Here is a 23,242-nt window from a genome sequence, read left to right on the forward strand (position 1 = left end):
GACATGAGCCAGACGGCGAACACCTACGACATCAAATCGGCCAACCTCGACGTGCTGGCCTTCGTGTTGCGCAGCGACAACATCGACGAACTGACGCAAGCCCTGGAAAGCCGCTTCGGCAACCGGGCCAAACCTTCGGCCGCCGAGGCGGTGGTGCTGGACCTGGCCGCCCTGGACAATCCGGCCGAACTCGCCCTGGAGCGCCTGCTGCCGCTGCTCGGGCGCTTCGGCTTCCGTGCCGTGGCGCTGCGCCACCCCGACCCGGCCTACGAGGAACTGGCTCACCGCTTCGGCCTGGCCCATGTCACCGGCCAGGTCGTCTCGGCCAGGACTCCTGCCAGCGAGGCCCCTGCGCCCGCTCCGGAAGCCCCCGCCAGCGTATCGACGATGATCGTCGACCGCCCGGTGCGGGCCGGCCAGCAGATCTACGCCAAGGGCGGCGATCTGGTGGTGCTGGCCATGGTCAGCGCCGGAGCCGAGGTCATCGCCGACGGCAACATCCACGTCTACGCGCCGTTGCGCGGCCGCGCCCTGGCCGGCGCGCGCGGCAATACCGCCGCCCGCATCTTCACCCAATGCATGGAAGCTGAACTGGTATCGATCGCCGGCGTCTATCGAACCATCGAGCAGGCATTGCCCGACAGCATCCGGGGCAAACCGGCCCAAGTCTTCCTCGAAAACGAGCGCCTGGTCATCAACGCGCTCGGCGAATAACGAACACTCATTACGATTAAGGGAATCATCGTGGCAAAAATCATCGTCGTGACATCCGGCAAAGGTGGCGTCGGCAAGACCACCACCAGCGCCAGCTTCGCTTCCGGCCTGGCCCTGCGCGGCCACAAGACCGTGGTCATCGACTTCGACGTGGGCCTGCGCAACCTCGACCTGATCATGGGTTGCGAGCGCCGCGTGGTGTACGACCTGATCAACGTGGTCAACAACGAGGCCACGTTGAACCAGGCGCTGATCAAGGACAAGAACTGCGACAACCTGTACGTGCTGCCGGCCTCGCAGACGCGCGACAAGGATGCCCTGACCGAGGAAGGCGTGGAAAAGGTGCTGAACGACCTGGCGGCGATGAACTTCGACTTCATCGTCTGCGACTCGCCGGCCGGCATCGAGAAGGGCGCGCTGATGGCGCTCTATTTCGCCGACGAGGCGCTGATCGTGACCAACCCGGAGGTGTCGTCGGTGCGCGACTCCGACCGCATCCTCGGCATCCTGTCGTCCAAGTCGCGCCGTGCCATCGAGGGCCGCGAACCGGTCAAGGAACACCTGCTGATCACGCGCTATTCGCCCGGCCGCGTGGAAAAGGGCGAGATGCTGTCGGTCGACGACGTCAAGGAGATCCTGCGCGTCTCGCTCTTGGGCGTGATCCCGGAGTCGCAGGTGGTGCTGCAGGCGTCCAACTCGGGCACGCCGGCCATCCACCTCAAGGGTACCGACGCCTCCGAGGCCTACTCCGACGTGGTGTCGCGCTTCCTCGGCGAAGAGCGTCCGATGCGCTTCCTCGACGCTCCGAAGGTCGGGCTCCTCAAACGACTGTTCGGAGGCTGAGCCATGTCGCTGATGGACTATCTGTTCGGCAGCAAGCGCAAGAAATCGGCCGAGGTGGCGCGCGAGCGCCTGCAAATCATCCTGGCGCACGAGCGCAACGGCCGCGCCGGTGCGCCGGACTACCTGCCGGCGCTGCAGCGCGAGCTGATGGAGGTGATCTCGCGCTACGTCTCGGTCAATCTGGACGACATCAAGGTCAACCTCGAGAAGCAGGACAACTTCGAGGTGCTGGAAGTCAACATCGTGCTGCCGGAGCATGACCGCTAAGCCATGACGCTGACCGAACTGCGCTATATCGTGGCGGTGGCGCGCGAGCGCCATTTCGGCCGCGCCGCCCAGAGTTGTTACGTCAGCCAGCCGACGCTGTCGATCGCCATCAAGAAGCTGGAGGACGAGCTGGGCATCACCCTGTTCGAACGCGGCGGCCCCGAGGTGGCGGTGACCGACATCGGCGAGCGCGTGATCGAGCAGGCCCAGCGCGTGCTGGAAGAGGCGGAGACGGTGAAGCGGCTGGCCGGCGAGCACCAGAACGAGTTGGTCGGGCCGCTCAAGCTCGGGGTGATCTTCACCATCAGCCCCTACCTGCTGCCCAAGCTGATCCCGGCGCTGCGCATCCTGGCGCCGGACATGCCGCTGATCCTCGAGGAGAACTACACGGCGCGCCTGGCGGAAATGCTCAAACGCGGCGAAGTGGACGCGATCATCGTGGCCGATCCGTTCGACGAACCGGGCACGGTCGCCTACCCGCTCTACGACGAACCGTTCGTGGTGGCCACGCCGAAGGGCCATCCGTGGGAGAAGCAAGCTGCGGTACGCCCCAGCCAGCTGGCCGAGGAAAGTGTGCTGCTGCTGAACCAGGGCAACTGTTTCCGCGACCAGGTGCTGCAGTCGTGCAGCGAACTCGCCAATCGCCAGCACCAGTCCGGTAGCCTGGCCAGTACGCTGCAGGGCAGTTCGCTCAACACCATCCGCCACATGGTGGCAAGCGGCATGGGGGTGACGGTGCTGCCCGCGACCTCGGTCGGCCCAGCCGACGACGCCTTGCTGTCGGTGGTGCCGTTCAGCGAGCCGGCACCGCAGCGGCGCGTGATGCTGGTGACACGCAAGCAATACTTCCGCCGCAAGGCGATCACCACGCTGCAGCAGGCGGTGTTCCGTTCCGCCCTGCCCGGCGTCAGCATGCTGGAAGAAGAAGCTCAGCCCGCCTGAGCCAAGGCCGCAGAGGCGAAAAAGCCTGACCGGGATGCCCCGTCAGGCTTTTTGCTTTTTCATGGGACGAGAAAGAGCGCCGGGGGGCTCCCTCCCTTAGGCTTGCCTCGTTGGCGTCAACCGGCGCGGATCAGGCCGGCCAGGCGCGCGATGCCTTCCTCAATGCGTTCCGGCGTGGCGTGGCTGAAATTGAGCCGCAGGTGGCCGATGCCGGTTTCCGGATTGGCGTAGAACGCCTCGCCCGGCATGAAGGCGACGTTGTGCTGTTCCAGTGCCGGCTTGAGGAAGGTGCGGGTGTCGCGCTTGTTCTTCAACGTCAGCCAGAAGAACAGGCCACCCTGCGGCACCTGCCAGTCGGCCAGGTCGCTGAAGTGGCGCTCGAGCGCGGCCTGCATCGCGTCTCGGCCCACCTTGTAGTTCTGCTGCAGACGCTCGAGGTGGGCGGGATAGTCGCCGCTCTTCAGCCACTGCGCGATGAACCACTGGCCTAGGCGGTTGGAGTGCAGGTCGACCGCCTGCTTCAGCTTGACGAGGTGCGGCATCAGGTCCGGGGACGCGATCAGGTAGCCGATGCGCAGGCCCGGCGCCAGCGTCTTGGAGAACGAGCCGCAGTAAATCCACGGCGCGTTCTTCAGGTGCGTCACCAGCGGAGCCGGCACCTCGCCGTCGTAGGACAGCGCGCGATAGGGGTCGTCCTCGATCACCGGCAGATGGGCCTCGTCCAGCACGCGCGCCAGCGCCTGGCGCGTCTCGACACTGTAGCAGGCGCCGGACGGGTTCTGGAAGGTCGGGATCAGGTAGGCGAGCTTGGCCTTGCTCTCGGCGATGGCGGCCTGCAGCGTGGTGGCCGGCAACTGGCCGTTCTGTTGCTCCACGGTGTGGAAGGCGGCGCCGAACAGGCGAAACACCTGCAGCGCGGCGAGGTAGGTCGGCCCTTCGGCGATCACCGGCGTGCCCGGGTCGACGAACAGCTTGGCCGCCAGGTCGAGCGCCTGCTGCGAACCGGACAGCACCAGCACCTGCGACGGGTCACAGCTCAGACCGATGCGCGCCACTTCCTTGGCGATCTGTTCGCGCAGCTCGGGTTCGCCCTCGCTGGTACCATACTGGGCCAGCGACGGCGGCACGTCGGGAAAGTCCAGCGGCGGCAGGCAGCCGGACGCCGGCAGGCCGCCGGCGAAGGAAATCACCTCGGGGCGCTGGGCGGCGGCGAGGATTTCTCGGATCAGCGAGCCGCTGAGTCGTTCGATGCGTTCTGAAAACATGCTACCCTCGTAGTGGCTGGACCGATTAAATGTCAATTTTTTTGACCTAATTTACGCCTACACCAGGCCTTCGTCAACATGCCCGACACGCCCGTTTCCCCCGATTTGCGCGCCTCGATGGAGGCCTTCTTCCACGCCTATATGGCGTTCACCGCCAAACCCGACGAGATGCTGGCCCGGCGTGGGCTGGCGCGGGTGCACCACCGCATCCTGTTCTTCGTGGCGCACACGCCGGGGCTGAGCGTCAAGGCGCTGCTGACGGCGCTGGGCGTCACCAAGCAGGCGATCAACATCCCGTTGCGCCAGTTGATGGAGATGGGGCTGATCGAGGCGCGCGCGGCGGAGCACGACAAGCGGGTGAAGGAGCTGACGCTGACGGCGGAAGGACGCAAGCTGGAGGAGTCACTCTACCGCGAACAGGCCAAGCTGCTGCTGACGGCCTTTGCCGACGCCGGCAAACATGCCCACCAGGGCTGGCTCGAGGTCAACCTGAGGCTGGCGAAGCAAGCCAAGTGACCCCGCAAACGATTTGGCCAACCTCGCCTGGTTGGCCGAATCGTTTATGCCGGACGAGGCACCGCTACTCGATGCGCTCGTAGCGCACTTCGAGGATTTCGATGGTTTCCGGGCCGTCCGGGCCGCGGAACACCACCTCGTCGCCTTCGCGCGCCTTGAGCAGGCAACGCGCGATCGGCGAGATCCAGCTGATGTGGCCGCGCGCCAAGTCGGTTTCGTCGACGCCGACGATGGAGAGGCGCTGCTCGGAGCCGTCGCCGCGCAGAATCAGCACAGTGGCGCTGAAGAAGATCTGGTCGGTCGGCTCGCGCGTTTCCGGGTCGACCACTTCGGCGATTTCCAGCCGCTTGGTGAGAAAACGGATGCGCCGGTCGATCTCGCGCAGACGGCGCTTGCCGTAGAGATAATCGCCGTTCTCGGAACGGTCGCCGTTGCTGGCGGCCCAGTTCACCACGTTGACCATTTCCGGCCGTTCGCGGTGCACGAGGTGGTACAGCTCGTTCTTCAGCCGCTGCCAACCCTGCGGCGTCAGGTAGTTCTTGGTGGCCGCCGGCAGGCGCTGTTCGGGCGGCAGATCGTCTTCGTGTTCGCCGTCGTCTTCCTTGGTAAAAGCCTTGCTCATGCCGTGGGTCTTTCCTGATTCGACGGGGTTTCAGCGGAGGCCATGAAAAACGCCTCCAACACCCAACGATAGGGCCTTGGAGGCGGGCTTTCAAGTCACATCAGGCAATATTGCAGCCTGTTTCAGTAGGCGAGCGAGCCAAAGCAGGTTGAGAGCCGCCATTAACGTAGGATGGGTGGAGCAAAGCGCAACCCATCGTAACATGTCGATGGGTTCCGGCCACAATGGCCTCCACCCATCCTACGGGCGCTCAAGATGCGAAGGCGTAGCCGCCTAATGAAATAGGCTCAGCGGGATTTGGCGCGGCCGGTGACTGTCAGATCCGACCACTTCATCACGGCGGCCACTTCAGCCGAATTCAGCTCATAGAACTGGCCGCGCTTGAGGCGGGCTGGCAGGCCGATGTTGCCGAAACGCACGCGGATCAGCCGGCTCACGGTCAGGCCGAAGTGTTCGAACATGCGGCGCACCTCGCGGTTGCGGCCTTCCTTGATCACCACGCGATACCAGTGGTTGACGCCTTCGCCGCCCTGCTCGACGATGCGCTGGAAATGCGCCGGGCCGTCTTCCAGCTCGACGCCGCGCGTCATTTCCTTCATCTGTTCCGGCTCGAGCTGGCCCAGCACGCGCACGGCGTACTCGCGCTCGGCTTCGAAGCTCGGGTGCATCAGACGGTTGGCGAGCTCGCCGCTGGTGGTGATGATCAAGAGGCCGCTGGTATTGACGTCAAGGCGGCCTACCGCCACCCAGCGGCTGCTCTTGGCCTGCGGCAGACGGTCGAACACGGTGACGCGGCCTTCCGGGTCATCGCGGGTAACCAGCTCGCCTTCCTGCTTGTGGTAGAGGATCACGCGCGGCAGGCGGTCCGGCCACTTGAGCTTGATCGGATTGCCCTTGGCGGTGACCCGGTCCTGCGGGCCGACGCGGTCGCCCAGCGTGGCCACCTTGCCGTTGACCTGGATCAGCCCGGCCTCGATCCATTCTTCCATCTCGCGGCGCGAGCCGACACCGGACGCCGCCAGCGCCTTCTGCAAGCGCACCGGCTCGATCTGGTCGAGGTCGACGCGGGTTTCGCGCAGGCGCTGGGCGCGGTCGAGGATCTGCTGGTTGGGGTCGCGCACGCGCAGCTTCTTGGCGCGTTCGACCTTGGGCGCACGCTTGTCCTGCTGGCGGAACGCCGGCTGGCGCTGCTCGTCGTCGCCGTCGCGGAAACGACGGCGCGGCTCACCCTGGCCGCCCTGCCCCATGGCTGGCTGGCGCTCGTCGCGGCCGGTGTTGCGGTCGCGCTGGCCGAAGCCTTGTTTGCCTTCTTGGCGATCGTCGCGGCCGAAGCCCTGCTGACCGCGCTCGTCGCGCCGGCCGAACGGCGCCTGGCCCGGCGGCGTGCGGTCGCGTTGGCCGAAGCCGGGTTTGCTGCGTCCCTGACCCTCCCGGGCTTGGGGCGCCTTGGCCGCTGCCGGAGCACCGACCGATTTGATCAGCGAAGAGCCTCCCGGCTTGCCGCTTCTCGATTGGCCAAAACCACCGCGATCCGGCGCCGGCTGGCGCGGTTGCGAGGTTTCACGGCCTTTGACACGCGCCACCGGCTGGCGGGCGTGATTACGCTGTCCTTTAGACATCATCATTCCTGTTCAATTACGTTGTCCGCCTCGTCGTCGAGGGGCACCGCGTCGGCTGTGCCGACACAATCAGGCTGGAGCTCCGGCAACACCAGCGTGCCGAGATCGGCCAGAGGTGGCAGATCCCGCAACGACACCAGTCCCAGATCATCGAGGAACTTGTGCGTGGTGGCGTAAAGTCCCGGCCGGCCGGGCACGTCCTTATGCCCGATCACCTCCACCCAGCCGCGCTCCAGCAGCGTCTGCATCACGCTGGTGGACACCGAGACGCCGCGAATGGCCTCGATGTCGCCACGCGTCACCGGCTGGCGGTAGGCCACGATGGCCAGCGTTTCCATCACCGCGCGCGAATAGCGCGGCGGCTTTTCCGGGGTGAGCCGCGCCAGGTACGGCGTGAACTCGGCCCGGGCGCGGAAGCGCCAACCGGAAGCCAGCTTGACCAGCTCGATCCCGCGTCCCCGCCAGTCCTGCTGGATCTCCGCCAGGAGATCGTTGATCAGTGCCGCCTTGACGTCTTCGGTGAACAGCTTTTTCAGTGCCGACACCGAGAGCGCTTCGGCCGACGTCAACAACGCCGTCTCGAGCACGATCTTCAGGTACTTCAGGTCGGTAATGGTGGACATGAATCAGTGTAGTCCAGAGGGTAAAACGCGGGAAGGTGCGGATTTTACACGGTTTTTTGACAAAAAGATAACCGCTATGACAATGCTTTCGGCTACAAGCCCATTCCAGCAGGCGAGCGAGCCAAGGCAGGTTGAGGGCCGCCGGAGCGCAGGAACCGGAATGTACACGGAGTACATGAGGATTCCGAGCATCGCCGGCACTCAAGATGCAAAGGCGCAGCCGCCTGATGGGATGGGCTTTATACCAGCGCCAGCCGCACGTAGATCGGCTGGTACGCCGCCTCCTGGCTGACCTTGACCAGCCCTTCCTTGACCAGCTCCAGCACCGCGATGAAGTTGACCACCAGGTGCGCCACGCCTAGGGCGAGGTCGAACAGCTCCTCGAACGCCACGTACTCTCGCCCTTCTAGGTAGCGCAGGATCCAGGTCATCTGCGCGCGCACCGACAGCTCATCCTTCTCCACCTTGTGGTGGCGCGTGTTCCGCGCGCGCGACAGGATGGCGAGCCAGGCCTGGCGCAGGTCGACCGCGCGCACCTCGGGCAGGCGCTCTTCGGCCACCTGCTCGATCAGCACCGCGAGCCAGGCGAAGTCGCGGTCGGCCTGCGGCATCTTGTCGAGCTCGAGCGCGGCGAGCTTCATCTGCTCGTACTCGAGCAGCCTTCGCACCAGCTCGGCGCGCGGATCATCCGGCTCGCCCTCCTCGTCCTTGGGCGGGCGCGGCAACAGCAGCCGCGACTTGATCTCGATCAGCAGCGCCGCCATCAGCAGGTACTCGGCCGCCAGCTCGAACTGCTCGCGCCGCATGGCGTCGATGTAGGCCATGTACTGCGCGGTGATCGGCGCCATCGGGATGTCGAGCACGTTGAGGTTCTGCTTGCGGATCAGGTAGAGCAGCAGATCGAGCGGCCCCTCGAAGCTCTCCAGGATCACTTGGAGCGCGTCGGGCGGGATGAACAGGTCCTGCGGCACCTCCAGCACCGGCTGGCCGAAGACGTGGGCGATCGGCACGCCGGATGGCAGGTCGGGCGCGGTGAGCTCGAACGCGGCAGTAGCGTCAGCGGCGGGCGTGTCGTTCGAGGTGCGGTCCATGGTTACCTAATGGAAGAAGGCAAAAGGGCGAGGAATCCCCGCCCTTGCACTGTGTCAGCCGAGCAAGTGAGGCTTAATAACCCAGCCCCATCGCCTCGCGCACTTCGCGCATGGTGTCCTGGGCGATCTTGCCGGCGCGGGCACAGCCGTCGGCGACGATGTCCTTCACCAGTTGCGGATTGTCGAGGTACTGCTGCGCGCGCTCGAACATCGGCTGCTGCTCCTTCAGTACGCCCTCGATCACCGGCTGCTTGCAGTCCAGACAGCCGATGCCGGCGCTGGTACAGCCGGCCTGCACCCACTCGCGGGTGGCGCTGTCGGTGTAGACCTGGTGCAGCTGCCACACCGGGCACTTGGCCGGATCGCCCGGGTCGGTGCGGCGCACGCGCGCCGGGTCGGTCGGCATGGCGCGGATCTTCTTGGTCACCGCGGCCGGCTCTTCGCGCATGGTGATGGTGTTGCCGTAGGACTTGGACATCTTCTGGCCGTCCAGGCCCGGCATCTTGGAAGCGGCGGTCAGCAGCGCTTCCGCTTCCGGCAGGATGATCTTGCCCTTGTTCTCGAGGTAACCCAGCAGGCGCTCGCCGTCGACCGCGCCGAGGTTCTGGCTGGCGGCGAGCAGCTCGCGCGCCTTCAGGAGCGCTTCGCCGTCGCCGTCCTGCAGGTAGCGCACGCGCAGTTGCTCGAATTCCTTGCCTGCCTTGCCCATCTTCTTCACGGCGGCCTTGGCCAGTTCCTCGAAGTTGGGTTCGCGGCCGTACAGGTGGTTGAAGCGGCGCGCCACTTCGCGCGTCAGTTCGATGTGCGGCACCTGGTCTTCACCCACCGGCACCCGGCCGGACTTGTAGATCAGGATGTCGGCCGCCTGCAGCAGCGGATAGCCGAGGAAGCCGTAGGTGGTCAGGTCCTTGTGGCTCAGCTTGTCGATCTGGTCCTTGTAGGTCGGCACGCGCTCGAGCCAGCCCAGCGGGGTGACCATGGACAGCGCCAGATGCAGTTCGGCGTGCTGCGGCACCTTGGACTGGATGAAGATGGTGGCCTGCTCCGGATCGACGCCGGCGGCCAGCCAGTCGATCACCATGTCCCAGATGCTCTTCTCGATGATGCCGACTTCGTCGTAGTTGGTGGTCAAGGCGTGCCAGTCGGCTACCATGAACAGGCATTCGTGCTCGTTCTGCAGCGTGATCCAGTTCTTGATCACGCCATGGTAGTGGCCGAGGTGCAGCTTGCCGGTGGGGCGCATGCCGGAGAGAACGCGGTCTGCGAACATGGTCGTCATTCCAGATATCAGGGTTGGCGGGAGCGCGTCGACGCACCCCCGGAAGGAGTCGGTGCCGGCCACGATCGGCAACGATCGCGGCCGCTTCGGCGTGATTTTGCCAGCAAAGCCGCATTCCAGAAAGCATTAGAAACGAGAAAACGAAGCCCGGCAGGGCGAGTTTCTGCGCAGCTAAGGCGAAGGCAAGTGAGCGGGGCCGCAGACAGTACAGGTAGTACGGCAAGTGCTCGCTGAGCGAATCTCTGCGAGAGATTCGCACGCCGTCCGCGCAACGCCGCCGACAAAGTTATCGTTGCTAAGGCGAACTGGGATTACATAAGCACGCCCAACAGCGAATACATCAGGTTGATGAACGGCCTCAGGATCGGCGACAACAGGCCGGAGAACACCAACGCCAGCAGTATCCACAGGCCGTAGGGCTCGAGCCGCGAGTATTTCCAGGCCATGCCCGGGGGCAGCAGGCTCTCGACGATGCGCCCGCCGTCGAGCGGCAGCACCGGCAGCAGGTTGAGCACCATCAGCACGATGTTGATCTGGATGCCGACCTGGCTCATCAACGCCAGCGGCTCGCTGAAGTAGCTGTCGACGCCGACCGCCAGCTTGAACAGCAGCACCCACATCACCGCCATGCCGAGGTTGGCCAAGGGACCCGCTGCGGCCACCCAACGCGTGCCGACACGCCGGTTCTTCAACGCGCCGAAGTTGACCGGCACCGGCTTGGCCCAGCCGAACAGCACGCCGCCGATGATCAGCCCCAGCAGCGGCAGCAGCACGGTACCGATCGGGTCGATGTGCTTGAGCGGGTTGAGCGTCATGCGCCCCATCATGTAGGCGGTGTTGTCGCCGAAGCGCCGCGCCATGTAGGCGTGCGCCGCTTCGTGCAGGGTGATGGCCAGCAGCACCGGCAGCGCGTAGATAGCGATTTTCTGGATGAGGTTATAGGAATCCATGGTGTGGGAGCGGGGTCCTTCTCGCTAGGGAGAGATTGATGAGTGAGAGTGTCGGCCAAGCCTTTCGTTCCGGGAAACGGGGCCGGCCGGAGCGTCAGAAGCCGAACAGCGCCGGGTCGCCCTTGCCGCGGCGCACCAGCTCGACGCCGTCGGTCAGGTCGATCACGGTGGTCGGCTCGGTGCCGCACCAGCCGCCGTCGATCACCAGGTCGACCTGGCGCTCCAGCCGCTCGCGGATCTCGTAGGGGTCGGTGAGCGCCTCGCCGTCGCCCGGCAACGACAGGGTGCAGGACAGGATGGGTTCGCCCAGCTCGGCCAGCAGCGCCAGCGCCACCGGGTGCTCGGGCACCCTGAGGCCGATGGTGGCGCGCTTGGGATGCAGCGTACGGCGCGGCACTTCCTTGGTGGCCTGCAGGATGAAGGTGTAACTGCCCGGCGTGGCGGCCTTGAGCTGGCGGAACTGACTGTTGTCGACGCGGGCGTAGTTGGACAGCTCGGACAGGTCGGCGCAGACCAGCGTCAGATGGTGCTTGAGGTCGAGCTGGCGGATGTCCAGGATGCGCTCCATCGCCGCCTTGTCGCCCAACAGGCAGCCAAGCGCGTAACAGGAGTCGGTCGGATAAACGATCACCCCGCCCGCACGCAGGATCTTGGCTGCCTCGCGAATCAGGCGCACTTGCGGGTTGTCGGGGTGGATCACGAAAAACTGGGCCATGGGGTTTCCGGTTGGGTTCGGGGTCAGGCGAGCACGCGGCCGTTTTCCAGCAGGCGCTCCCACACCGGCCGGCAGATCGGCGGCAAATCGTCGGTGCGGCCGACGTCGCGCCCGCCCTCGCCGGGGGCGTGAAAGTCACTGCCGGCGCTCGCCAGCAGATCGTAGCGCTGGGCGATCAGGGCGTACTTGTGCAGGTCGTCCAGGCTGTGGCTGCCGCTGGCGACCTCGATCGCCTCGCCGCCGGCATCCTTGAAGTCGAAGATCAGCCGCTCGGTCAGGGTGCGGCCCATGTCGTAGCGGCCGGGATGGGCGATCACCGCGATGCCGCCGGCGCTGCGGATCCAGCCCACGGCGTCGGCGAGGCTCGCCCACTCGTGCGGCACGTAGCCGGGCTTGCCCGGCGTCAGGTACTTGCGGAACACCGTGCGCACGTCCTTGACGTGGCCGCTGTTGACCAGGTAGCGCGCGACGTGGGTGCGGCCGATCATCTCCAAGTTGTCGCACAGCGCCGAGGCGCCCTCGAAGGCGCCTTCGATGCCGACCTTGGCCAGCGATTCGGCCATGGCGCGGGCGCGGTTGATGCGGCCGTCGCGGATGCCCTGCAGCCCGGCGCTCAGGGCCTCGTCGTCGGGGTCGATGCCGAGGCCGACGATGTGCACGGTGTGTTTGCCCCAGCTGACCGAGATTTCCACGCCGTTGAGGAAGCCGATGCCGCAGGCGTGCGCCGTGGCCGCCGCCTCGGCGAGGCCGGCGGTGCAATCATGGTCGGTCAGCGCCAGCAAGGTGGCGCCGCGTTCGACGCCGCGCCGGATCACCTCGTCCGGCGACAGCGCGCCGTCGGAGAACAGCGAGTGGAAATGCAGGTCGACGGTTGCCATCTCAGGCTCCGTCCTGTGCGGCCGCCGCCTGGCGTGCCGCTTCGCGAGCCTGCCATTCGGCCAGCTTCTTGCGGTACTCGACCAGCTCGGCGTTGTAGGTGTCCCACACGCAGGGCTCGCAGCCGCTGCCGCAGCACATGTCGTCGGTCGGTTCGATCGGCGCCTCCGGCATCGGGTCGAACACGTCGTCGTCAGGCATCGGCGGCCTCCACGCGCAGCGTGAAGCCGTCGCCGCTGACCAGTTGGCCCGGACGGATCTTGCAGGTCTTGCGCAGCTCGACCTGGCCGTCCACCGACACCAGCCCTTCGGCGATCATGTGCTTGGCCGCGCCGCCGCTGGGCGCCACGGCACAGGCCTTGAGCAGGTCGCACAGGGCGATGTATTCACCACGCAATTGGAAGGTTTCGTTCATCTTTTCACATTCGATTGGGACAGGGTTGTGAGCCAGCTGTGGATAGTTGGCGCAAGCCCTTCATCCGGCAGTCCTTTTTTCGACTGCCTATTTTTTAATCAAGTTTCGGCAACTGTCCACGCCCGCCCGGGACAGTATTGTGGGCGAGCTGTGGATAGTCTCGCCAAGTCCCTGGCCGGCAAGGGCATTTTCATCATCGCTCAAATTTTAAGCAATCCGGCCTGCCGAATCGCCGCCAGCGCCGCCTCCAGCCGGGCTTTCCCCAGCCCGCGAATCGGCACCGGCATCACCCCGGCCGCCTCCAGCGCCGCCAAGTACAAACCGAACAGCCAGTCGCGCTGGTCCGGGTGGCTGCGCAGCGGGTCGGGCTGCCACGACAGGTCCGGGCAGGCCAGGAAGGTCAGCGCGTAATCCCGCGGCCGGTTGAGCGCCACGAGTTCCGGCTCGGTACGGCCGAACGCCACCTCGGCCCAGATCACGCAGGTCAGCGCCGTGCTGTCGCACACCAGCACCTCGGCGTGCTGGGCCGCCTCCTCCTCGCGTGCCAGCTGGCCGCGGGCGATGGCCAGCACATCGGCCGGCGTCGGGGCGTAAGCGCGCTCGGCGTAGTAGTCGCGGGCGTATTCGTCCACACACGCCGCCGCCACGCCGCTGGCGACCAGGGTCGCCGTCAGTTCCTGCGCCAGCGTGCTCTTGCCGCAGGATTCCGGCCCGACGATGGCCAGCCGCAAGGGGGTCGAACGGTATGCCGTCATGATGAAGCGGGCCAAATGGCCATTATACGGCGGCTTGGGGATTATCCGGAAATTCTCACAAGCAGCGGGGACAGCGCTGTGGGCGAGCTGTGGACAAGCGGGCTAAGCCCATGACGGGGAAGTGCTTTATTATCACTGCCTATTTTTTGGGCGGTGCCGCAATTGGCAGGCGATACAGCCAGCTCGCCTGGGTGCCGGCCATGCCAAACGTCCTGCCCCGGCCACTGGCATGAAAAAAGGCGCGGACCGTGCCGCGCCTTCCACAGGAAGAACCCCGCCCGGACTCAGTCCGGCAGCAGGGTCATCTCGCCCACCAGCGCGCGCTGCATCGCCTCGCGCCGTTCCTGCGGCGACAGCTCCTGCGAACACAGCACGGTCAGCTTGGCGACGGCGGCTTCCGGCGTCAGGTCGGCACCGGCCAGCGCCCCGGCGCGCGCCAGCGGCTGGCTGGCGGCGTAGGCGCCGACCTCGACCGCGCCGTGCACCACCTGGCTGATGTTGACGACCAGCATTCCGCTGGCGGTCGCGTCGGCGACGCCGGCCAGCAGCCCCGCCTCGGCCGGGGCGTTGCCGTTGCCGTAGCTCATCAGCACGGCGCCGTCGAGCCTCTGCTCGGCCAAAGTCTGACCGATCAGGGCGGTGCCGGCGCCCGGTGTCAGGAAGAAGGCCGCGACGCGCACGTCCTCGCGCAACGTCACCGGCCGGAACGGCCCCGGCAACACCAGCCAGTGCTGGCGCTGCCAGTCGGCCTTGATGCCGAAGCGCGCGAGTGGCGGCGCATTGGGAGAGTCGAAGCCGGCGAAGCTGGCGGCGTCCAGCTTGCGCGCACGGCAGCCGCGCAGCAGCAGACGGTTAAAGGCGATGGCCACTTCGCACAGATCGGGCTGACAGGCGGCCTCCAGCGCGTCGGCCAGGTTGCTCCAGCCGTCCGAGCGCGGGTGCACCAGCGGCAGCTGCGAGCCGGTCACCACCACCGGCTTGCCCAGCCCCTGCAGCGCGAAAGCCAGCGCCGAGGCGGTATAGGCCATGGTGTCGGTGCCATGGATCACCACGAAGCCGTCGTAGGCATCGTAACGGCCGGCGATGTCGCCGATGATGCGGTTCCAGTGCGCCGGCGTGATCGCCGACGAGTCGATCAGCTCGGGATACTCCAGCACGTCGAAGGTGAGTTCGGCGCTCTGGAAGCGCTCCAGCAGGCGCGGCAGCAGGCCGGGGACCGGAGCCAGGCCGTCCGGGGTGTGGTCCATGCCGATGGTGCCGCCGGTATACAGCACGAGCAGGCGTCGGGTCATTGGGCGTCTCCTGGGCGTGCCCGGCCGGGATGCCGGGCCGCATGTAGCGTGAAAATCAAGAGAGACGGGACGAGCCGCCCCGCCTGGAGAAGATGGCTATGATATACAGTCGACAATAAAAAGGCATCCCCGCCACTCCGCGTCTGGAGGGGCGGCGAGAGAACCGACCCGGTTCAGGGGCCGAAGGCCGCCGCTCAGCCGCCAAGGCCAAGGGAGGGCGGCGTATTGTGTTCCCGTCGGCCGATCCCGGGAATGTCGCCCTCTTTTTATTTCTCGCCACCTACGCGCCTCGGTCTTACCAATAGAAGGACAGCTCGCTGCCGCTACGGCCGAGCCGAACCTTCCTGGCCTGCGACTTATCCTGGTAGCTGGCGCTGACCTGGTACTGCCCGGCAGGCAGCCTGGCGTAGAAGAAAGGCCCCTTGGCCACGGTATCCAGCACGGTGTCGCCACGGGCGTTGCGCACCACGACGGCGACGTCGGCCAGGTACTCACCGCTGCCCTTGGCGGCGAACAGCAGGCGCAGGTTGTAGTCCTGGCGCACCGCCTTCATCGCCGCGACCTCGTCGGCCCCGATGCCGCCGCTGATGAAGCTCGCCTGGCCCTGCGTCTGCCCCTGGGGCAAGGCCTCCTCGGCGGCAGCCGTCAAAGACGCGGTTCCCAACAGTGATGCCAGCAACGCACTCCGCAGCCAGTTTCTTTGCGTACTTGTCATTATCCGTACCTCCTGTTGTGCATGAACACGTCCTGCAACACCGGACAAGGAAACTACACTCAATACAAGCAAGTCCGGCGCGGCAAGAGCCCTACGATTTCTCGTCATGGGGAAGTGGTAGGAGCGGCGAATCGAGGGCGTGGTTCCCAATGTCCAGCTCACCGGCCCCTTTTTACAACTTTGTCATGAAATAAACGGCGAACCTCAGCGAGGAAAGCACCATGGCCCGGCAGACGCCCATCGAACGCTATCGCAACATCGGCATCAGCGCGCACATCGATGCCGGCAAGACCACCACCACCGAGCGCATCCTGTTCTATACCGGGGTCAGCCACAAGATGGGCGAGGTGCACGAAGGGGCGGCGGTGATGGACTGGATGGAGCAGGAGCAGGAGCGCGGCATCACCATCACCTCGGCCGCCACCACCTGCTTCTGGAAAGGCATGGCCGGGCAGTACCCGCAGCACCGCATCAACATCATCGACACCCCGGGGCACGTCGACTTCACCATCGAGGTGGAGCGCTCGCTGCGCGTGCTGGACGGCGCGGTGATGCTGTACGACGCGGTGGGCGGCGTGCAGCCGCAGTCCGAGACGGTCTGGCGCCAGGCCAACAAGTACCACGTGCCGCGTCTGGCCTTCGTCAACAAGATGGACCGCGTCGGCGCCGACTTCTTCCGCGTGCAGCGCCAGATCCGCGAGCGCCTGAACGGGCGTGCCGTGGCGATCCAGCTGCCGTACGGCAGCGAGGACACCTTCCACGGCGTGATCGACCTGGTGAAGATGCGGCTCATCGTCTGGGACGATGCCAGCCAGGGCGTGAAATTCGACGAGCGCGACATTCCGCCGGAACTGCGCGCCGAGGCCGAGCACTGGCGCGACAAGATGATGGAAGCCGCCGCCGAGGCCAACGACGAGCTGATGAGCAAGTACCTCGACAGCGGCACGCTGAGCGAGGACGAGATCCGCCTCGGGCTGCGCCGCCTCACCATCCGCGGCGAGATCGTGCCGCTGCTGTGCGGCTCGGCCTTCAAGAACCGCGGGGTGCAGGCGCTGCTCGACGCCGTCATCGACTACCTGCCCTCCCCGGCCGACATCCCGCCGGTGAGCGGGCTCGACGTCAAGGGACAGCCGGCGACGCGCCACGCCCGCGACGACGAGCCGTTCGCCGCGCTGGTCTTCAAGATCATGACCGACCCCTACGTCGGCCAGCTCGCCTTCCTCCGCGTCTATTCCGGCATGCTCAACTCCGGCGACAGCGTGTACAACCTGGCGCGCGACCACAAGGAACGCATCGGCCGGCTGCTGCACATGCACGCCAACCACCGCGAGGAGGTGAAAGAGGTGAGGGCCGGCGACATCGTCGCCGCGGTCGGCCTGAAGGACGTCACCACCGGCGACACGCTGTCGAGCCCCGAGGCCGTCATCGCCCTGGAGCGCATCGGCTTCCCCGATCCCGTGATCGCCCAGGCGGTGGAGCCGAAGACCAAGGCCGACCAGGAGAAGATGGCGCTGGCGCTGCAGCGGCTCGCCCAGGAAGACCCCTCGTTCCACGTCTACAGCGACGAGGAATCGGGCCAGACCATCATCTCCGGCATGGGCGAGCTGCACCTGGAAATCCTGGTCGACCGGCTGCGCCGCGAGTTCGGCGTCAGCGCCAGCGTCGGCCAGCCGCAGGTGGCCTACCGCGAGACCATCGCCCGCGCCAGCCCCGAGGTCGAGGGCAAGTTCATCCGCCAGTCCGGCGGCCACGGCCAGTACGGCCACGTGGTGCTGAAGCTGGAACCGCGCCCGCGCGGCAGCGGCTTCGAGTTCGTCGACGCGATCAAGGGCGGCGTGATCCCGCGCGAATTCATCCCGGCGGTGGAGAAGGGCATCGTCGAGGCGCTACGCAACGGCGTGCTGGCCGGCTACCCGGTGGTCGACGTCAAGGCCACTCTGGTCTTCGGCTCCTACCACGACGTCGACTCCAGCGAAAATGCCTTCAAGATCGCCGCGGCACAGGCGCTGCGCGACGGTCTGCGCCAGGGCTCGCCGGAGCTGCTGGAACCGGTGATGGCGGTGAACGTGGAAACGCCGGAAGAGAAGATGGGCGACGTGATGGGCGATCTGACCGGCCGGCGCGGCATGATCCAGGGCATGGACGACCTGCCCGGCGGCAGCGGCAAGGCAATCCGTGCCGAAGTACCGCTGGCGGAGATGTTCGGCTACTCCACCACGCTGCGCTCGCTGACCCAGGGCCGTGCCACCTACAGCATGGAATTCCACCACTACGCACCGGTACCGGCGCAGCTGCAGCAGGCGCTGATCAGCGGCATGGGCCGGGTGTTCCCGGGGCGCGGCTGAGCCCGCCCCGGCTATTACTCCTGCCCGGTCACGCCGAATTCGATCGGCGTCTTGATGTAAAAGATGTGCAGATTCTCTTCGCGCAGGCGGGCGAAGAAGCACTCGGCCTCCTCCGCCGTCACCGCCATGGTGATTTCCAGCGGCTGGTCGGCCAGCTCGAAGAAGCGCGACGAATGTAGCCTCTTGGCGTGGCCGAAGCCATCGGACGCCGAGATCAGCGTCGCTCCACGTATGCCCAGATGACGGGCCTCGTCGAGCAGCCATTGCGCCAGCGCCCGACGGCCGTGCAGGCGGTCCTGTACGGTAAAGAATGACAACTGGTAGCCGATCATCACCGTTCCTCCTTCTCAAGTGGCCGATCGGCCAGACAAACGGCAACCCACCGGCCTCTGGCCGGCGGCCCCTACGAGTATAGGCCGCACAACCCGATCATCACGGTGAAATGGTGGCCGACGCCACTCCCGCTCCGACACCGAGCAGTTCCTCATCCTGGCAATGGCGGTTTTCGTTTCTTACTCTTAATAGCATCCCCCGGCGTGAGCCTGGGAGCACAGGGGCTGACGTCACGGGAGAAGGCGCAGCGTCGGCCACGCCGCCCGGCGCCAAGCAAGACGAAGCACCGCCGAGTGTCCATTCGTCATCTTTAGTTTAAAAGGGGAACGTCATGTCATCTCGTCCTACGCTGTACCGGCTTGCCGGTTTGACCCTGGCAAGCCTGCTCTGGTCGGCCCACGGCCAGGCGGCCGAAGGGCTCCGCGTCGGCTCGAAAATCGATACCGAAGGCTCGCTGCTGGGCAACATCATCCTGCAGACACTCGAGGCCAACGGCATCAAGACAGTCAACCGGCTGCAACTGGGCAACACCAAGGTGATCCGCGAGGCCATCACCTCGGGCGAGGTGGACATCTACCCCGAATACACCGGCAACGGCGCCTTCTTCTTCAGCGACGACAAGAATCCAGTGTGGAAGAACGCCAAGGCCGGCTACGAGCGGGTCAAGGCGCTGGATTTCGAGAAGAACCGCATCGTCTGGCTGACGCCGTCGCCCGCCAACAACACCTGGGCCATCGCCATCCGCAAGGACGTCGCCAGCGCCAACAAGCTCAAGACCCTGACCGACCTGGGACGGTGGATCAGCAAGGGCGGCAACTTCAAGCTGGCGGCCTCGGCCGAATTCATCGAACGCCCCGACGCCCTGCCCGCCTTCGAACAGGCCTACGGCTTCAAGCTGAAGCAGGACCAGTTGCTGACGCTGGCCGGCGGCGACACCTCGGTCACGATCAAGGCCGCTGCAGAAAAAACCTCGGGGGTGAACGCCGCCATGGCCTACGGCACCGACGGCCCGGTCGCCGCGCTGGGGCTGGTGACGCTGGACGACGTGCGCGGGGTGCAGCCGATCTACGCCCCCGCCCCCATCATCCGCAGCGAAGCCCTGAGCAAGTACCCCAAGGTGCGCGAGCTGCTCAAGCCGGTATTCCTGTCGCTCGACGGCCCCACGCTGCAGAAGCTCAACGGCCAGATCGCCATCGAGGGACAGGATGCCCGCAAGGTGGCCGCCGGCTACCTCAAGAGCAAGGGTTTCGTGAAGTAAGGCCGTCGGTCGCGGCATGAAAATCCACCATCCGGTGCAACTGCCGCTGGCCGGCCTGATGCTGGCTGCGGCCTGGGGGCTGCCGCTGCTCACCCATGCCCCCAACCGGCTGCTCACCGGCCGCGGCATCATGCTGTCCACGCTGCTGCATAGTGAACGCCTGTGGCTGCTGGGACCGGCGCTGACGCTGCTGCTGGCGCCGTTCCTGGCCCGGCAGCGGAACGCCGCGCTGGCGGTGGCCGTGGCCGCCAGCCTGTGGCTCGCCGGCCTCGCCTGGCTGGCCGGCGACGAAGCCGCGCGCCTGGCCGGCGGGCCGGACTCGCTGGTGCGCACCTCCTTCGGCGGCGGCTTCTGGCTGCTGTTCATCCTGGCCGGCCTGCAGGCCCACGACGCGCTGCGGACTCTGGCCTGGCCCGGCTGGAGCCGGACGCTGGCGCAGCTGGCGGTGTACGGCCCGGTGTTGTGGCTGCTGCTGTCCGGCCGGCTGGATGCGCTGTCGGTGCTCAAGGAATACGCCAATCACCGGGACAGTTTCGACCAGGCGCTGGGGCGGCACCTGCAGCTGGTGGGGCTGGCGCTGCTCCCCGCCACCGTGCTCGGCAGCGCACTGGGGCTGCTCGCGTTCCGGCGGCAACGCCTTCAGGCGGCGCTGTTCGGCGTGCTCAACGTCATCCAGACCATTCCCTCCATCGCCCTGTTCGGGCTCCTGATCGGCCCGCTGGCCGCGCTGGGACAATGGCTGCCCGGCTCGGGCCTTTCCGGCGTCGGCCTGCCGCCGGCCTTGCTGGCGCTGATCCTGTATTCACTGCTGCCGATGGCACGCGGCACGCTGGCTGGCCTGCAGCAGATTCCGGAGGGCGTGCGCGAAGCGGGGCGCGGCATGGGACTCAGCCCGGGGCAGCTGTTCCTGCGTGTCGAACTGCCCCTCGCCCTGCCGGTCATGCTCTCCGGCATGCGCGTCACGGCGGTGCAGGCCGTGGGACTGGCCCAGTTGGCCGCCCTGATCGGGGCCGGCGGCTTCGGCGCCATCATGTTCCAGGGGCTGTTGGGCAGCGCGCTCGACTTGGTGCTGCTGGGGGTGATTCCGGTGGTGGTGCTGGCCGTCGCCGTGGATGCCCTGTTCACGTTGCTGGTTTCGCTGTTGGAGGTGGTACCGCGATGATCGAGTTTTCCCGCGTAAGCAAGATGTTCGATGGCCGCAAGGCGGTCGACGAGCTGGATCTGGTGATTCCGCAAGGGGAACTCGCCGTGCTGATCGGCACCTCCGGCTCGGGCAAATCCACTACCCTGAAGATGATCAACCGGCTGGTGGAACACGACGCCGGCACGCTGCGCTTCGCCGGCGAGGACGTGCGGCACTTCCGACCGGAAACCCTGCGCCGCCGCATGGGCTATGCCATCCAGTCGATCGGGCTGTTCCCGCACTGGACGGTGGAACAGAACATCGCCACCGTGCCGCAACTCCTCAACTGGCCCAAGCCGCGCATCCGCGACCGCGTCACCGAGCTGCTGGAACTGCTGCACCTGGAGCCCGAGCAGTACCGCGGCCGCTTTCCGCATCAGCTGTCCGGCGGCCAGCAGCAGCGCGTCGGGGTGGCCCGGGCGCTCGCCGCCGACCCGGACGTACTGTTGATGGACGAACCGTTCGGCGCGCTCGATCCGGTGACGCGCGCCGCGCTGCAGGAAGAACTGCGCCGCATCCACGCGCTGTCGGGCAAGACCATCGTGCTGGTGACCCACGACATCGACGAGGCGCTCGGCCTGGGGCAGCGCATCGTGCTGATGGAACAGGGCCGTATCGTGCAGCAGGGCCGCCCGCTCGAACTGCTGAGCCACCCGGCCAGCGACTTCGTGCGCGACTTCGTCGGGCGCAGCGACATCGGCATCAAGCTGCTGGCGCTCGACCACGTGGCCGGCCGCACCCGGCGCGGCGAAAAGGTCGACGGCGAGCCGATCGCCTCCGGCGCCACGCTGCGCGAAGCGCTCTCGGCCTTCGTCACCCGCAGGGTCGACCGGCTGCCGGTGGTCGACGAGCAAGGACGCCCCGCCGGGGTCCTGCACTTCAGCGACCTGCTGGAGCCCCAGCCGTGAGCCGTGCCCTTGAAGCCTGGCCGAAGGGCCTCCGGCACGCGGCGGGCGACCCCTTGCCGTGGAGCCTCGCCGCGCTGGTCGCGCTGACACTGGGCATGCCGGTCCTGCGCCCGCTGTTCGCCGCGCTGTTTCCCGAACTGGGCCGCCCGGTGTACCAGCAAGACAGCTTTGCCGCGCTGGTGCTGGCCCACCTGGCGCTGGTCGGCCTGTCCAGCGCCCTCGCCGCCACGGTGGGAATCCTGCTGGGACTGTGGGTGTGCCGTCCCGCCGGCCGGGCGTTCCGCCCGCTGTTCGAAGCGCTGCTGGCGATGAGCCAGGCCTTCCCGCCGGTGGCGGTGCTGGCGGTGGCCGCCCCCATCATCGGCTTCGGCGAGACGCCGGCGCTGATCGCCCTGGTGCTCTACGGCCTGCTGCCCATCGCTCAGGGCACCATGGCCGGGCTGGACTCGGTGCCGGCCGCGACGCGGGAAGTCGCGCAGGGGCTGGGGCTGGACCCCTGGCAAACGCTGTACAAGGTGGAGCTGCCGCTGGCCGCCCCGGTCATCCTCTCGGGCGTGCGCACCTCGGTCATCATCAACATCGGCACCGCCACCATCGCCTCGACGGTGGGCGCCAAGACGCTGGGCTCGCCCATCATCGTCGGCCTGAGCGGCTTCAACACCGCCTACGTGATCCAGGGCGCGGTCCTGGTGGCGCTGCTCGCCATCTGCTGCGATTTGCTGTTCGAGCGTCTGCAGCGGCGGCTGAGCGCCTGGCGCTATCAGGAGGCGGCGGAAGGCGCCGCCGCCCTTCCGCCAGTCGGCGGCTGAGAACGCCCATGCCCGGCGCGGGCAAGAAGCCGGGGCGAAGCAGGCCGGGCGGAAGGCCCTCTGCCATCCCGCTCACAGCCTTTGTCCCGCCAAGCCAGACTCGGAAACGACCGGGGAGCGCCCCCTCACTTGGGCTCGCTCTTCTCATCGTAATTGGGCGGGGTCTTCAGGGTGAAATTCAGCCAGCTGGGTGGGGGCCGCTTCGGCACGTGGTAGCGGAGGAAGCCGTAACCCAGCGCGGTATGACAGGCGTTGCAGCCCTGCTCCGCCGCCGCGAAGCGCGGATTGAACTGGCTGAGGTCCTTTTTCTTGATCGCCGCCGCCAGCGGCTCGAGATAGCTCTGCTCGAACGCTTTCAGCATCGGCGCCCGCGCCGGCCGTGTCGTCTCGGCCACTTCCTGGGCCTCCAGCAATTCCTTCAATTGATATTGCGCCAAGCCCCAGTTGCCGCCGTTGGCGGCCCAGTAGAGATTGGCGAAGCGCGAGCCGATTTCATTCATGCCCCCCCCCAAGCCGGGCTGGATTGCCGCCAAGGCCTTGACGCGCTGCTCCACCGGCCCTTCGTAAATGCCCTGGCCCGCCTTCTCCTCAGCCCATGCCAGCGAGCACACCGACAACATGATGCAGCCCCATAGTCCCCAACGCCGTTTCATTCTTCTCTCCTGTCCACTCGTCCAAGGCGATGCACAGGGAGCGCCCGCCTCGGAAATTCATGGCGCCCCGCTTCAGCTTAGTCCAGCGCCGCCTTCGGCATGAGCTCCTCCGCCCTTGCCAAGCCAGGCAAAACCCGCTACATTCGTGCGCTCAAAGCAAGTGCGCGGGTGTAGCTCAATGGTAGAGCAGAAGCTTCCCAAGCTTACGACGAGGGTTCGATTCCCTTCACCCGCTCCACGACACATCCTTGTCT

The 23,242-nt window shown here is 66.6% G+C and carries 26 protein-coding genes and 1 tRNA gene; 11 read left to right on the forward strand and 16 right to left on the reverse strand.

Features of this window, described 5'->3' with window-relative positions; genetic code table 11:
* The first annotated feature begins 3 nt into the window (after positions 1 to 3).
* Genes minC through PSEMAI1_RS0115945 form a run of 4 tightly spaced genes read left to right on the forward strand, consistent with a single transcriptional unit; the run spans position 4 to position 2,766 of the window.
* Positions 4 to 714 carry a septum site-determining protein MinC gene (gene minC / locus PSEMAI1_RS0115930; protein WP_024303826.1) on the forward strand — a complete coding sequence of 237 codons (711 nt, stop codon included), beginning with the start codon at positions 4 to 6 and terminating at the stop codon, positions 712 to 714.
* Between the two features lie 30 nt (positions 715 to 744).
* Entirely contained in the window at positions 745 to 1,557 is an 813-nt protein-coding gene (gene minD / locus PSEMAI1_RS0115935) for a septum site-determining protein MinD (protein WP_024303827.1), read from the forward strand.
* A gap of 3 nt (positions 1,558 to 1,560) precedes the next feature.
* Positions 1,561 to 1,824, forward strand: coding sequence for a cell division topological specificity factor MinE (gene minE, locus PSEMAI1_RS0115940; RefSeq protein ID WP_024303828.1), 264 nt, complete (start codon positions 1,561 to 1,563; stop codon positions 1,822 to 1,824).
* A gap of 3 nt (positions 1,825 to 1,827) precedes the next feature.
* A complete protein-coding gene (locus PSEMAI1_RS0115945; protein WP_024303829.1) occupies positions 1,828 to 2,766 on the forward strand; it encodes a hydrogen peroxide-inducible genes activator in 939 nt (312 codons plus the stop codon).
* A 116-nt stretch (positions 2,767 to 2,882) separates the two neighbouring features.
* Here the strand turns inward: PSEMAI1_RS0115945 and PSEMAI1_RS0115950 are convergent, their stop codons facing one another.
* Positions 2,883 to 4,031 (reverse strand): PLP-dependent aminotransferase family protein, encoded by a 1,149-nt coding sequence (locus tag PSEMAI1_RS0115950; RefSeq protein WP_024303830.1) that lies wholly within the window; start codon positions 4,029 to 4,031, stop codon positions 2,883 to 2,885.
* Between the two features lie 78 nt (positions 4,032 to 4,109).
* Between PSEMAI1_RS0115950 and PSEMAI1_RS0115955 the strand changes: the two genes are divergently transcribed.
* Positions 4,110 to 4,547, forward strand: a complete 438-nt coding sequence (locus PSEMAI1_RS0115955; RefSeq protein WP_024303831.1) for a MarR family winged helix-turn-helix transcriptional regulator — start codon at positions 4,110 to 4,112, stop codon at positions 4,545 to 4,547.
* Between the two features lie 64 nt (positions 4,548 to 4,611).
* On the opposite strand, the gene greB is transcribed toward PSEMAI1_RS0115955, so the two are convergent.
* From greB to PSEMAI1_RS0116020, 13 genes are all read right to left on the reverse strand, one after another.
* Positions 4,612 to 5,169 carry a transcription elongation factor GreB gene (gene greB / locus PSEMAI1_RS0115960; RefSeq protein ID WP_024303832.1) on the reverse strand — a complete coding sequence of 186 codons (558 nt, stop codon included), beginning with the start codon at positions 5,167 to 5,169 and terminating at the stop codon, positions 4,612 to 4,614.
* A gap of 287 nt (positions 5,170 to 5,456) precedes the next feature.
* Positions 5,457 to 6,788, reverse strand: coding sequence for a 23S rRNA pseudouridine(2605) synthase RluB (gene rluB, locus PSEMAI1_RS0115965; protein WP_024303833.1), 1,332 nt, complete (start codon positions 6,786 to 6,788; stop codon positions 5,457 to 5,459).
* A 2-nt stretch (positions 6,789 to 6,790) separates the two neighbouring features.
* Entirely contained in the window at positions 6,791 to 7,411 is a 621-nt protein-coding gene (scpB, locus tag PSEMAI1_RS0115970) for an SMC-Scp complex subunit ScpB (protein ID WP_024303834.1), read from the reverse strand.
* A gap of 239 nt (positions 7,412 to 7,650) precedes the next feature.
* Positions 7,651 to 8,502, reverse strand: coding sequence for a ScpA family protein (locus tag PSEMAI1_RS0115975; protein WP_024303835.1), 852 nt, complete (start codon positions 8,500 to 8,502; stop codon positions 7,651 to 7,653).
* Between the two features lie 73 nt (positions 8,503 to 8,575).
* Complete coding sequence (locus tag PSEMAI1_RS0115980) at positions 8,576 to 9,772, reverse strand: tryptophan--tRNA ligase (protein ID WP_024303836.1); 1,197 nt, start codon at positions 9,770 to 9,772, stop codon at positions 8,576 to 8,578.
* A gap of 320 nt (positions 9,773 to 10,092) precedes the next feature.
* Positions 10,093 to 10,731: a site-2 protease family protein gene (locus PSEMAI1_RS0115985; RefSeq protein WP_024303837.1), complete on the reverse strand. Its 639-nt coding sequence runs from the start codon at positions 10,729 to 10,731 to the stop codon at positions 10,093 to 10,095.
* A 94-nt stretch (positions 10,732 to 10,825) separates the two neighbouring features.
* Positions 10,826 to 11,446, reverse strand: coding sequence for an L-threonylcarbamoyladenylate synthase (locus PSEMAI1_RS0115990; RefSeq protein WP_024303838.1), 621 nt, complete (start codon positions 11,444 to 11,446; stop codon positions 10,826 to 10,828).
* Between the two features lie 23 nt (positions 11,447 to 11,469).
* A complete protein-coding gene (locus PSEMAI1_RS0115995; protein WP_024303839.1) occupies positions 11,470 to 12,324 on the reverse strand; it encodes a 3',5'-nucleoside bisphosphate phosphatase in 855 nt (284 codons plus the stop codon).
* Position 12,325: 1 nt separating this feature from the next.
* Positions 12,326 to 12,523 (reverse strand): oxidoreductase-like domain-containing protein, encoded by a 198-nt coding sequence (locus PSEMAI1_RS0116000; protein ID WP_024303840.1) that lies wholly within the window; start codon positions 12,521 to 12,523, stop codon positions 12,326 to 12,328.
* Positions 12,516 to 12,737: an RNA-binding S4 domain-containing protein gene (locus PSEMAI1_RS0116005; protein ID WP_024303841.1), complete on the reverse strand. Its 222-nt coding sequence runs from the start codon at positions 12,735 to 12,737 to the stop codon at positions 12,516 to 12,518. Before PSEMAI1_RS0116005 ends, PSEMAI1_RS0116000 begins: the two co-directional genes overlap by 8 nt.
* 200 nt (positions 12,738 to 12,937) lie before the next feature.
* On the reverse strand, positions 12,938 to 13,492 hold the full coding sequence (locus PSEMAI1_RS0116010) for an AAA family ATPase (RefSeq protein WP_024303842.1): 555 nt from the start codon (positions 13,490 to 13,492) through the stop codon (positions 12,938 to 12,940).
* 284 nt (positions 13,493 to 13,776) lie between these two features.
* On the reverse strand, positions 13,777 to 14,784 hold the full coding sequence (locus tag PSEMAI1_RS0116015; protein WP_024303843.1) for an asparaginase: 1,008 nt from the start codon (positions 14,782 to 14,784) through the stop codon (positions 13,777 to 13,779).
* A 295-nt stretch (positions 14,785 to 15,079) separates the two neighbouring features.
* Positions 15,080 to 15,433 carry a carboxypeptidase-like regulatory domain-containing protein gene (locus tag PSEMAI1_RS0116020; RefSeq protein ID WP_232219938.1) on the reverse strand — a complete coding sequence of 118 codons (354 nt, stop codon included), beginning with the start codon at positions 15,431 to 15,433 and terminating at the stop codon, positions 15,080 to 15,082.
* A gap of 287 nt (positions 15,434 to 15,720) precedes the next feature.
* Here PSEMAI1_RS0116020 and fusA point away from each other — a divergent pair, with 287 nt between their 5' ends.
* Positions 15,721 to 17,844: an elongation factor G gene (gene fusA / locus PSEMAI1_RS0116025; protein ID WP_024303845.1), complete on the forward strand. Its 2,124-nt coding sequence runs from the start codon at positions 15,721 to 15,723 to the stop codon at positions 17,842 to 17,844.
* Positions 17,845 to 17,858: 14 nt separating this feature from the next.
* Here fusA and PSEMAI1_RS0116030 read toward each other — a convergent pair whose 3' ends face one another.
* The gene (locus PSEMAI1_RS0116030; RefSeq protein WP_024303846.1) at positions 17,859 to 18,176 is read right to left on the reverse strand and encodes a DUF190 domain-containing protein; all 318 of its coding nucleotides are present in this window, start codon (positions 18,174 to 18,176) and stop codon (positions 17,859 to 17,861) included.
* Between the two features lie 332 nt (positions 18,177 to 18,508).
* Here PSEMAI1_RS0116030 and PSEMAI1_RS0116035 point away from each other — a divergent pair, with 332 nt between their 5' ends.
* Genes PSEMAI1_RS0116035 through PSEMAI1_RS0116050 form a run of 4 tightly spaced genes read left to right on the forward strand, consistent with a single transcriptional unit; the run spans position 18,509 to position 22,335 of the window.
* Positions 18,509 to 19,435, forward strand: a complete 927-nt coding sequence (locus PSEMAI1_RS0116035) for an ABC transporter substrate-binding protein (protein WP_024303847.1) — start codon at positions 18,509 to 18,511, stop codon at positions 19,433 to 19,435.
* A gap of 16 nt (positions 19,436 to 19,451) precedes the next feature.
* Positions 19,452 to 20,597 carry an ABC transporter permease gene (locus PSEMAI1_RS0116040; RefSeq protein WP_024303848.1) on the forward strand — a complete coding sequence of 382 codons (1,146 nt, stop codon included), beginning with the start codon at positions 19,452 to 19,454 and terminating at the stop codon, positions 20,595 to 20,597.
* Complete coding sequence (locus PSEMAI1_RS0116045; protein ID WP_024303849.1) at positions 20,594 to 21,526, forward strand: ABC transporter ATP-binding protein; 933 nt, start codon at positions 20,594 to 20,596, stop codon at positions 21,524 to 21,526. The genes PSEMAI1_RS0116040 and PSEMAI1_RS0116045 overlap by 4 nt, the downstream gene beginning before the upstream one ends.
* Positions 21,523 to 22,335, forward strand: coding sequence for an ABC transporter permease (locus PSEMAI1_RS0116050; RefSeq protein ID WP_024303850.1), 813 nt, complete (start codon positions 21,523 to 21,525; stop codon positions 22,333 to 22,335). The genes PSEMAI1_RS0116045 and PSEMAI1_RS0116050 overlap by 4 nt, the downstream gene beginning before the upstream one ends.
* Positions 22,336 to 22,460: 125 nt before the next feature.
* On the opposite strand, the gene PSEMAI1_RS0116055 is transcribed toward PSEMAI1_RS0116050, so the two are convergent.
* Complete coding sequence (locus PSEMAI1_RS0116055; protein WP_024303851.1) at positions 22,461 to 22,988, reverse strand: hypothetical protein; 528 nt, start codon at positions 22,986 to 22,988, stop codon at positions 22,461 to 22,463.
* 164 nt (positions 22,989 to 23,152) lie between these two features.
* Here PSEMAI1_RS0116055 and PSEMAI1_RS0116060 point away from each other — a divergent pair.
* Positions 23,153 to 23,226 (forward strand) — tRNA-Gly (locus PSEMAI1_RS0116060).
* The last annotated feature ends 16 nt before the right edge of the window (positions 23,227 to 23,242 follow it).

The sequence above is a fragment of the Pseudogulbenkiania sp. MAI-1 genome (assembly GCF_000527175.1).
Taxonomy (GTDB): domain Bacteria; phylum Pseudomonadota; class Gammaproteobacteria; order Burkholderiales; family Chromobacteriaceae; genus Pseudogulbenkiania.